The organism is Acinetobacter sp. AS5 (assembly GCF_048957595.1).
In the GTDB taxonomy this organism is placed as follows: Bacteria; Pseudomonadota; Gammaproteobacteria; order Pseudomonadales; family Moraxellaceae; genus Acinetobacter.
Map to the genome: position 1 here is coordinate 1 of NZ_JARDAL010000090.1, position 6,179 is coordinate 6,179.

A 6,179-nucleotide genomic window follows, 5' to 3' on the forward strand; every position below is an offset into this window, starting at 1 on the left:
TGTTCAAATGGCGATTCAGCGTTTAATTGGTTTTGGGAAAAAAGAAGAGTTTAAGGAAATTTTGGCAATTTTAAGAAGGCAGAACCCTGATAGGATAAGGGTTCTGTGAAATTTGTCGTGTACAGAGAACTAAAAGATAATTTTCTTCAAAAAATATTAATTATTTTTAATTTACCCCTTTTATACCATGGGGGGGTATAGTATTATGAGTTTAACGATAAGAGAGTATAGTATGATGACTAAATCTAAATGAGAGAAGGTTGAATATATGCCATACAATGATCGTGAGAAGAAACAAGCGCTTACTCGTGTTAGACGTATCAAAGGACAAGTCGCTGCTCTTGAGCAGGCACTTGATGAAGGTACTGAGTGTGGTGTAATTCTTCATCAGCTAGCCGCAGTCCGTGGGGCTGTAAATGGTTTAATGGCGGTTGTACTAGAAAGTTATTTGCGAGAAGAATTTCCAGATAATGAAACTAGAACTAACTCTCAAAGAAAGTCAATTGACGAAACTATTTCTATCGTTAGATCGTATCTTCGTTAATCAGCACCGACTTGATGTTCGGTGCCAAAAACTACATTTGGTCTAAGGAAACGACATCATGAAATCACGTGCAGCAGTTGCTTTTGAGCCGGGGAAACCCCTACAAATTGTTGAGATTGACGTTGAACCGCCTCGTAAGGGAGAGGTTCTAATTAAAATTACGGATACAGGTGTTTGCCATACTGATGCCTTTACTTTATCTGGTGACGATCCAGAAGGATTATTTCCAGTTGTACTTGGGCACGAAGGTGCAGGCATTGTTATAGAGGTTGGGGAGGGTGTAACCAGCGTTAAGCCAGGTGACCATGTTATTCCGCTTTATACAGCTGAATGTGGTGAATGCCTATTCTGTAAATCTGGTAAAACTAACCTTTGTGTTGCTGTTCGTGCTACCCAAGGTAAAGGGTTAATGCCAGATGGAACAACACGTTTCTCATACAATGGTCAGCCTCTTTATCATTACATGGGATGTTCAACTTTCAGTGAATATACCGTGGTTGCTGAGGTTTCTGTTGCAAAAATTAATCCAGATGCAAACCCAGAACATGTTTGTTTATTGGGATGTGGTGTAACTACTGGCATTGGCGCTGTTCATAATACTGCAAAAGTTCAGCCTGGTGATTCGGTAGCAATCTTTGGTCTTGGTGGTATTGGTCTAGCTGCTCTTCAAGGTGCACGTCAGGCAAAAGCTGGTCGTATCATAGCAATTGATACTAATCCTGCTAAATTTGACTTGGCACGTCAATTTGGTGCAACTGAATGTCTTAATCCAAAAGATTATGACAAACCAATTCATGAAGTTTTAATTGAAATGACTGGATGGGGTGTTGATCATACATTCGAATGTATTGGTAACGTGAATGTTATGCGTTCAGCATTAGAAGCGGCTCATCGTGGTTGGGGACAATCGATCATTATCGGTGTAGCTGGTGCAGGCAAGGAAATTTCAACTCGTCCATTCCAGTTGGTGACTGGTCGTACATGGAAAGGCTCGGCTTTTGGTGGTGTTAAAGGTCGTACACAACTTCCAGGAATGGTGGAAGATGCGATGAAAGGTGAGATTGATCTTGCTCCTTTCGTTACCCATACAATGGGCCTTGATGATATTAATAAAGCCTTTGATCTTATGCATGAAGGCAAGTCAATCCGTACGGTTATTAAGTACTAATTAACTAATCTCATATTAAAAATCCATGGTGTGAATTTCACACCATGTCGATCAATTCATCTTAAGGAAAGTAAAATGAGCGAAATTCATATACACCCTTCTCTTGATCATGGGATCCGTCCAAGCCAAGAAAACTTCGACGGTGGAATCTTAGAATGTCTATGCTCAACGGATAAAGTTCAAGTTGAGGTTGGTGCTCAAACATTGCATAACCATGCTTGTGGATGTACTAAATGCTGGAAACCAGAAGGTGCTACGTTCGCTGTAATTGCAGTTGTACCACGTGACAAAGTAAGCGTTGTAGCAAATCCACAAAAGCTTCATATTGTTGATGAGAATGCTGCAATTCAACGTCACGCATGTCGTGAATGTGGAGCGCACCTTTTTGGTCGTATCGAAAATAAAGATCATGCATTCTACGGTTTAGACTTTGTTCATACGGAGCTTTCTCCACAAGAAGGATGGTCTGCTCCTGGTTTTGCAGCTTTTGTTTCGTCTGTGATTGAAAGTGGAACTCCTCCATCAAATATGGATGCTATCCGCAATCGTTTACGTGAACTTAAACTTGAACCTTATGATTGTTTGTCACCGGGCTTAATGGATGCTTTAGCTACACATTCAGCTAAGCAGAAAGGAACGTATAAAGAAGCTTAATTCTCTTTATTAAACTTGAAAAACTGAGGTCGTGATGAAAGAAGAACCCGCTATCAAAACGACCCCACAAACTTCCTCGACTGCATTTGTATATGGTATGCCAGCACATGCAGATCGAGTGAGGGCTGTGGGAGAGGTACATGCCCGTCCACCTTTATTAATACAAGCTCCACGAAACTTATTGCAGTTAGCTTTCTTGACAGAGGGAGATCCAAGCAAGGACCAAATTGCGCTGGATGAACTATCAGATCGCTTTGGCTTGAAAAAAACTCAAAAAGAAGAATCACCACTTCATGGTTTGACTTGGGATGAAGGAAATTTGCATTGTGAAAAACACACAGAATTTTCCACATATCTTTGGTGTGCAGAACTAGATGTACCAACGGGATTGCCTAAAGGTGAAGATCCATTTAAAAATGGCTTTGTTCCACCAGGTGAAATTATCTCAGGTATCTGCTTGCAAGTATTGCCATGGGCTACTGAATCTGAAAAATTGGTAAATCGTTTTGATACAGTCAGTTTGTGCTATTCACTAGTAGAAAATGAAACAGCAGCTATTTTGACTGATTTCAGACAAGATAATGACGGTCTGACCCGGATTCTTATTCTTGATCGTGGTTTGACAGAGGCTCGTGCAGGCGCACTTGCTCAAAGTTTATTAGAGATTGAAACATATCGAACATTGGCATTACTTGCTTTGCCATTAATTCGAACAATGACCTTTGAACTACGTCAGATGGAGCTACGGCTTGCCGCGATCACTGATGAAATGAATAAAGGAACAGAATTAAGACGTGATAATGATGTACTGCTATTTGAACTTACGACGCTTGCAACTGAACTAGAAGCCAATGTGGCAGCGAATCTTTACCGATTTGGCGCCAGTCGTGCTTATTATGAACTCGTTGAAGAACGTTTGAATAGACTTTCAGAAAAGTCTATATCTGGATATTGCACATGGCACGACTTTCTTGAGCGTCGTATCGCTCCAGCGATGAGGACATGTCAATCTGTTAAAGAACGCCAAGCTACTCTTTCTGAAAAATTAACACGTGCTATTTCTCTTTTGCGTTCATGGATCGATGTTGAGTTAGAGCGTCAAAATCGAGATTTGCTCACATCAATGAATAATCGTGCTAGACAACAATTACACCTTCAACAAACGGTAGAGGGTTTATCCGTTGCTGCGATTTCTTATTATGTTGTTAGTTTACTTGCATATTTAGTGAAAGGTATACCTTCAGTTCATGATATAGCAGCGCCTGAATTCACAATTGCGATATTAGTACCGTTAGTGATGTTTTCTATTTGGTGGACAATGCGAAAGATTAGACAAAAGCATAGTGATGTAATACCAGAAAAATAATCATTTTAACGACAAACAAGACCTCTCTAAAAATAAAGGGAGATCACAACTTTTTTGTAATAAGGAAAACGATATGGATCGTGTTGAACATCATGCAATGTTTGGTGGTTGGCAAGACGTTTATCAACATAAATCTGAAGTACTCGGATGCATGATGAAATTTGCTATTTATCTGCCTCCTCAGGTGCATCAAGATAAATTACCAGTACTGTACTGGCTCAGTGGTCTTACCTGCACAGAACAAAATTTTATTACGAAGTCTGCAGCGCAACAATATGCGGCTGAACATGGAATTATTATTGTTGCACCAGATACTAGCCCTCGTGGAGAAAATGTAGCTGACGATCCTGCATATGATCTCGGTCAAGGTGCTGGATTTTATCTGAATGCCACTCAAGATCCTTGGGCTGCACATTTTCAAATGTATGATTATATTGTGCATGAACTTCCAGCGCTAATTGAGGCTCATTTCCCTGCGTCACAAAAACGCGGTATTAGTGGTCATTCAATGGGAGGACATGGGGCATTAACGATTGCCTTACGTAATCCCGAATTATATCTGAGCGTATCAGCTTTTTCGCCTATTGTTAATCCATCCATAGTTCCTTGGGGACAAAAAGCTTTCAATGCTTATTTAGGAGCTGATCAGGAATCATGGAAACAATACGATACTGTTGAATTAGTTAAGAATTCAATTCATAAAATTCCATTATTAGTTGATCAAGGCTTAGGGGATGAATTTCTTGATAGCCAACTTCAACCAGAAAGACTACGAAAAGTATGTACTGAAATGGATCACCCTTTAGTTTTAAACCTAAGAGAAGGTTACGACCATAGTTATTACTTCATTGCGAGCTTTATTCGTGCACATATTGTGCATCATGCTTTAGCTCTTAAGTGCTAGGAAATAGGGAGATAAACTCATGGTAAAGTCTACAGGACGTCATCGTGTTGTTATTATTGGAGCTGGTTTTGGAGGGATAGAGGCTGCAAATAGTCTCGCTGGTGTCAATGTCGATATAACTATTATCGACAGAAGAAATCACCATCTATTTCAACCATTATTGTATCAAGTCGCAGGCTCATCTTTATCAACATCTGAAATCGCTTGGCCTATTCGATATATTTTTCGAAACCGTCCTGAAGTCCGTACCTTAATGGGAGAGGTGCAGGGCATTGAAGTGGGTAGCCGACTAGTTGTTCTTGATGATGGCGAAAAGTTGCATTATGACACTTTAGTTATTGCGACAGGTGCTACTCATGCTTATTTTGGTCATGATGAATGGGAGCGATTTGCACCAGGTTTAAAAACCTTGGGGGATGCAACAAATATTCGAGAACGAATTCTGGCTGCCTTTGAAGAAGCTGAACGTACCAAAGATCCAATCTTAAGAAAGGCTTTACAAACATTTGTGATCATTGGAGGTGGTCCGACGGGAGTTGAGCTATCAGGAACTATTGCAGAACTGGCAAAAGATACGTTATCTCGAGATTTTCGTTTGATAGATCCTCGTGAATCTCGAGTGGTATTGATTGAAGCCGGTCCACGTTTATTATCAGTTTTCCCTGAAAAGTTGTCTAGCTATACCCGTCAGGCACTTGAACAACTTGGTGTTGAGGTTGTACTTAGAACACCAGTGACAAGTTGTTCAGAAGATGGTGTTGTTTATGATGGAAAACAGCTACCTGCAAAAACAATTATTTGGGCTGCTGGCGTACAAGCATCTCCAGCAGCTCGTTGGTTAAATGTTGAATCTGATCGTGCAGGGCGTGTGTTGGTTGATTCAAATCTAACTGTGACAGGGCATCCTGAAATTTTCGTCATTGGTGATACCGCGGCAGTTACTATGGAAGATGGTAAGTTAGTACCAGGTATAGCACCAGCCGCCAAACAACAAGGAAAATATGTTGCGAAAACCATTGATAATCGATTAAAAGGCAAAGATATAAAAGAGCCATTTAAATATCATCATCAAGGTAATCTAGCAACAATTGGACGTAGTCGCGCAGTTGTTGATATGGGTAAATTTCAACTACAAGGAGTACTCGCTTGGTGGTTTTGGAAACTTATACATATTTACTTTTTGATTGGTGTGCAAAGTCGTTTAAACGTTGCCTTAAGTTGGTTGTGGAATCATAGTGTGGGTTATCGTGGTTCAAGACTTATCACAAATGTAAGAAAAGAAGATATTAGTAAATCTATTCCTAAGAATTAAGCTAACTTTAATTTTAGGAATTAATAGAAAATATTTTAATAATTATTAGCTTACGACTTTTTAAGCGATAGAGGGTAGAAACATGAAAACACATTCTTTTGGTGAACCCAATAACATTACTTTATCTAATAATTGTATTGAAGTTCGAGGTGCGCGTGAGCATAACCTTAAGGATGTAGATGTTTCTATCCCAAGAAATGCACTTGTTGTTTTCTCAGGTGTATCGGGTTC

Annotated in this window: 6 protein-coding genes; all 6 read left to right on the forward strand. The window is 39.9% G+C overall.

Going from position 1 to position 6,179, the window contains the following annotated elements:
* The first annotated feature begins 268 nt into the window (after positions 1–268).
* The 6 genes from frmR to PV763_RS16870 all read left to right on the forward strand — a co-directional run bounded on the left by frmR (position 269) and on the right by PV763_RS16870 (position 5,948).
* Positions 269–544: a formaldehyde-responsive transcriptional repressor FrmR gene (gene frmR / locus PV763_RS16845; RefSeq protein ID WP_001146646.1), complete on the forward strand. Its 276-nt coding sequence runs from the start codon at positions 269–271 to the stop codon at positions 542–544.
* Positions 545–602: 58 nt separating this feature from the next.
* Positions 603–1,712 carry an S-(hydroxymethyl)glutathione dehydrogenase/class III alcohol dehydrogenase gene (locus PV763_RS16850; protein ID WP_000842133.1) on the forward strand — a complete coding sequence of 370 codons (1,110 nt, stop codon included), beginning with the start codon at positions 603–605 and terminating at the stop codon, positions 1,710–1,712.
* A gap of 75 nt (positions 1,713–1,787) precedes the next feature.
* Positions 1,788–2,366, forward strand: coding sequence for an S-(hydroxymethyl)glutathione synthase (gene gfa / locus PV763_RS16855; RefSeq protein WP_001289504.1), 579 nt, complete (start codon positions 1,788–1,790; stop codon positions 2,364–2,366).
* A gap of 34 nt (positions 2,367–2,400) precedes the next feature.
* A complete protein-coding gene (locus PV763_RS16860; RefSeq protein WP_000657000.1) occupies positions 2,401–3,732 on the forward strand; it encodes a DUF3422 family protein in 1,332 nt (443 codons plus the stop codon).
* Positions 3,733–3,805: 73 nt separating this feature from the next.
* Complete coding sequence (gene fghA, locus PV763_RS16865; protein ID WP_000376303.1) at positions 3,806–4,636, forward strand: S-formylglutathione hydrolase; 831 nt, start codon at positions 3,806–3,808, stop codon at positions 4,634–4,636.
* Positions 4,637–4,655: 19 nt separating this feature from the next.
* Positions 4,656–5,948: an NAD(P)/FAD-dependent oxidoreductase gene (locus PV763_RS16870; RefSeq protein WP_000241027.1), complete on the forward strand. Its 1,293-nt coding sequence runs from the start codon at positions 4,656–4,658 to the stop codon at positions 5,946–5,948.
* The last annotated feature ends 231 nt before the right edge of the window (positions 5,949–6,179 follow it).

What these genes read in the sequence shown, in the direction of transcription:
- frmR (WP_001146646.1), top strand. Translation starts at nt 269, where the DNA reads ATGCCATACAATGATCGTGAGAAGAAACAAGCGCTTACTCGTGTTAGA.
- PV763_RS16850 (WP_000842133.1), top strand. Translation starts at nt 603, where the DNA reads ATGAAATCACGTGCAGCAGTTGCTTTTGAGCCGGGGAAACCCCTACAA.
- gfa (WP_001289504.1), top strand. Translation starts at nt 1,788, where the DNA reads ATGAGCGAAATTCATATACACCCTTCTCTTGATCATGGGATCCGTCCA.
- PV763_RS16860 (WP_000657000.1), top strand. Translation starts at nt 2,401, where the DNA reads ATGAAAGAAGAACCCGCTATCAAAACGACCCCACAAACTTCCTCGACT.
- fghA (WP_000376303.1), top strand. Translation starts at nt 3,806, where the DNA reads ATGGATCGTGTTGAACATCATGCAATGTTTGGTGGTTGGCAAGACGTT.
- PV763_RS16870 (WP_000241027.1), top strand. Translation starts at nt 4,656, where the DNA reads ATGGTAAAGTCTACAGGACGTCATCGTGTTGTTATTATTGGAGCTGGT.